Origin of the sequence: Mailhella massiliensis (genome assembly GCF_020741395.1) — a bacterium.
In the GTDB taxonomy this organism is placed as follows: Bacteria; Desulfobacterota; Desulfovibrionia; order Desulfovibrionales; family Desulfovibrionaceae; genus Mailhella; species Mailhella massiliensis_A.
Genome location: NZ_DYZA01000026.1, coordinates 1 through 3,949, shown reverse-complemented (window position 1 = coordinate 3,949; position 3,949 = coordinate 1). Strand labels below are relative to the sequence as shown.

General features: G+C 58.9%; 3 protein-coding genes. 2 read left to right on the top strand and 1 reads right to left on the bottom strand.

Going from position 1 to position 3,949, the window contains the following annotated elements:
- Window positions 1–239: 239 nt before the first annotated feature.
- Window positions 240–1,619 (top strand): MATE family efflux transporter, encoded by a 1,380-nt coding sequence (locus K8W16_RS01365; RefSeq protein WP_304120497.1) that lies wholly within the window; start codon window positions 240–242, stop codon window positions 1,617–1,619.
- A gap of 385 nt (window positions 1,620–2,004) precedes the next feature.
- On the opposite strand, the gene K8W16_RS01360 is transcribed toward K8W16_RS01365, so the two are convergent.
- On the bottom strand, window positions 2,005–2,325 hold the full coding sequence (locus K8W16_RS01360) for a hypothetical protein (protein ID WP_304120495.1): 321 nt from the start codon (window positions 2,323–2,325) through the stop codon (window positions 2,005–2,007).
- A gap of 1,238 nt (window positions 2,326–3,563) precedes the next feature.
- Here K8W16_RS01360 and K8W16_RS01355 point away from each other — a divergent pair.
- Window positions 3,564–3,949: DUF262 domain-containing protein (locus K8W16_RS01355; RefSeq protein ID WP_369694449.1), on the top strand; the 386-nt coding region annotated here is incomplete at its 3' end.

Sequence of the window (3,949 nt, the reverse complement as noted above, 5' to 3'; positions counted from 1 at the left end):
CCCAGTTTCCGAGCTGGACATAAAACCAGAAAGTGATACGTTTTCGTTACCATTTTTCCCTGCTCGGCACGTTTTTCTCAAAAGCATTTTTTCCTATCAAAGAAATCCCCGGGCGGAGCAAAGACGGGCGGCACGGAGAAGAGCGTGCCCTTTCCGGTTCCGGGCTTGTCTCTTTTTGAAATCCCATCGCCTCAAGAAAAAACACCCTGAAAAGAATAACCCCCGCCATGGAGGAACCCATGGGACATTCCCAGCATGTGGATATGCTGCATGGTCCGCTGATGCGCAAACTCATTCTGTTTGCCCTGCCCATAGCCCTGAGCAGCATCCTGCAGCAGCTGTTCATTTCTGCAAACGTCGCCGTCGTCGGCCACTTCGTGGGTGCCCAGGCTGTGGCGGCAGTTGGCGGCAACGGCCCCATCGTCAACCTCATCATCAACCTCTTTCTCGGGCTTTCCGTAGGTGCAAATGTCGTCATCGCTCGCTATGTCGGCAGGGAGGATGAGGAAGAATGTCAGTCGGCGGTGCACACCGTCATGGCCGTCTCCATCCTGAGCGGCTTTTTCCTGCTGGGACTGGGGCAGGTGGTCGCTCCGTTCATGCTGACCATGGTCGACGTGCCGGAAGACGTCATGGATCTGGCCGTCCTGTACCTGAGAATATACTTCCTCGGCATGCCGTTCATCATGGTCTACAATTTCGGCGCGGCGGTACTGCGCAGCGTGGGCGATACGAAAAGGCCCATGTACAGCCTCGTTGCGGCGGGCGTCGTCAATGTCGTACTGAGTCTGATCTTCGTGCTTGTGCTTGATCTGGGTGTAGCGGGCGTCGGCATGGCCACCCTGGCGGGCAACGCCGTCAGCGCCTGCCTTGTACTGTACTTTCTTCTGAATGAAGACGATATGATCCGCCTGTATCCGCGCAGGCTGTCCATCGCAAAGATACATCTTTTAAGAGTAATCAGAATAGGCGCTCCGGCCGGTTTGCAGGGCATGATTTTCTCCCTGTCCAACGTCTGCATTCTTTCAGGCATCAACGGATTCGGCTCAAGCACCGCGGCTGGCTCGGCAACCGCCATCAACTTTGAATTTGTCTCCTACTTCTTCATCAACGCCTTCTGTCAGGCCACCGTCACCTTTACCAGCCAGAACTACGCCATGTGCCGCCTCAGCCGATGCAGGAAGATTTTCCGGGAATCCATGGCCTGCGCCATTCTGCTCTCCGGAGCAACCTGCCTCATCTTTACGCTCGGAGCCGCATGGTTCACAGGTCTTTACACCAGCGACCCGGAAGTCATCCGGCACTCAGTGACGCGGGTTTCCATTGTGGAAAGCATGGCATGGCTTTCGGCAACCTACGAAATCAGCGGCGCCGCTCTGCGAGGTATGGGCGTCTCCATGCTTCCGGCCATTGTTACACTCATAGGCTCTTGCCTTTTGCGCATCGTCTGGGTCTACACGGTATTCCGCATGGTGCCCACCTATGAAATGCTGCTCTGCGTCTACCCCGTGTCGTGGATCATTACGGGCGTCATCATGCTGGTTGCCTATTTCCTCATCAGAAAAAGGCTGTTCTCGGAGAGGACTGAAGGCGGATACTGTAAACCCTTGGATTTTTAATCTATCCATAGAAGAAAAGCCCTTTTGGAGCACAGCGCCGAAAGGGCTTTTCTCAAAAAACACTGGGCGGCCCCGGCCTCAGGAATATCGCAGATGCGTCCCCATCTGCCCGGCCAAGGGTCTTCTGCGTGACGGAAGCGGCCCTCCCGGCCGCAGAAAAGGCTTCCCGCCCGTTGCGCAGCCGTCCTTCGGGCGGAACCTGTCCCCGCCCTCTTTCCCGCGGAAGCTTTTATCACGGCCTTTCCCCTGCCGCCCCGGAAAAAGGCCCTTTCACGACAAGGGGCAAGAAGGCTTCGGAAAACGCCGCTTCAAATCTTCGGCCCCGCACCTTTCCGCCGCGGAAAATCCTTCCCGGCAGCACGGAAGCCCGGCCCGTAACCCTCATTCACGGCATGCCCGGGAATGCGTCGACATACTGTATCTTGATATCGGGAAATGCCTCGACAAACTGCACCGTGAAGTCTGGGAAACTCTCCACAAACATCCACTTCCCGCAGCTGTCGGGAAAGGCGCTTACCACCTGTACCCTCAAATCGGCAAAAGCGTCCACCTCCTGTACCTTGAGGTCGGCAAAAGCGTTCACCACCTGTACCCTGCCGTACAGGCAGATGCCCCCGTAACTGCATGCATCTTCCGACACGACCTCGGCAAGCGCCATGCCCGCGCCCGCAAAGAACAGCAGCGCCGAAATCATCAGACGTTTCATCCCGTAAGCCTCCCGCAGCGTTTCTGCGCCGGCAGGCACACCTTCCGGCATGCCTGCCGGTATCCCGTTTCCCGGACTTCCGGGAGCCGTTCCCCGTAAAAGAGCCCGGCGCGACGATACTCCGGCGCTCGCCTACTGCGGCCTGCCGGGCCGCGGCTGAGGCCTGCCGGAGTTCTGTTGCGGCTTCGGCCGGTCAGGTCTCGCCTGCGGTCTCGGCCTCGGAGCCGGTCTGCCCGGCCCGGGCTTCGGTCCGTTGGGCCCGGGTTTCGGCGCATTGGGCCTCGGAGCCGGCCTGCCCGGCCCGGGCTTCGGTCCGTTGGGCCTGGGCGGGGCTGGACGTCCGGGATGGGGTGCAGGCCGCGGAGGCGCCGGACGAGCCGGCCGCGGGGGCGGCGGGGGACGATGAACAGGCCGCGGAGGTGGCGGAGGTCGATGGACAGGGCGAGGAGGAGGCGGCGTCTGGTAGCTTCTGGAATAATACCAGACATCATCCGCAGGCACGACGCATCCGCCGGCCGCAACTCCCAGCAGTCCCGTTGCCACCATCTGAAGAAACGTGCGACGATTCATACCATTCTCCTCTCGCATGGAGCGTTTTCCCTCCCCGGGGCTATCGGGCCTCGCGAAAACGCCTTTTATGACAAACCGTTCACGCCGTTACAGCGCGCTGAGTTCATACCTTTTCCGTACCCGTCGCCGGAAGACGGCCGGTACCGCCGATGTTCCTCTTCCAGACGTGTCCCGGATCCGCGTCCGGTACTCTTCTTGCCGGATCCTCCCGGGGCACGTCGGGGACTAAATCTAGGAAAGCCTGTATTAATGGTTCCGTCAATAGCGCAGATACACTCTTCCATAAAATAAAAAGACAGGAAGAGGCGAGAGCCGAGCTTCCCGGCCCCCCATGCCATGGATGAACGCGGCGCCGTGTTCCCCAGCCCGCGCGGCAGAGAACGCGCATCGCCTTTTCGGGAAAATTCCCCCGCAAAAGCGCTCCGTGCGGGTGTAGGGAGCGTCGCCACAGGCGAAAGCCGCGCAATCCCCATTACCTTCAGCGCGCCGGTTGCATCCGCCATGCTCCGGGGCTATACCGACAGGTAAGGCGCTTCTTCCCTTGCTGCCGTCAAGCATCCTTTCACCCGCAACGCCTTCTCTTCCCTGACCCATGCGCAAAGGCCGTATGCCCGACAGGCCAGGCCTCCCGGGAGCTCCGGGCAGACGGAAGAAAACGGATTCCTACGATGAAAAAGACGACCTCTGCCTCCATGCACAGATTAACCGTGAACTTAAGCGAGTATATAAAAAAAGATATCACTATCCCCTGCTATCAGCGAGGATACATCTGGGGAAAGGAACATGGAAAAAATAAACGGAATGCCGTCTCTTCCATGCTCGACAGTCTTCTGGACGGATATGCCGGCCAGAACGATATCTTCATTCAGGGCATGACCGTCATCGCTTCCGACAAGTCCTTGAAAGTCATAGACGGCCAGCAGCGTACAACATTCTTCTACCTCCTTCTGAAGGCCATGGGCGACCGAGGGTTCAACCTCTCCTACGAGAGCGCCAGAGGTGCGGACGGGGAAACGCGGCTCTCTCCCCAGCAATGGCTGGAAGCGGTCAATGA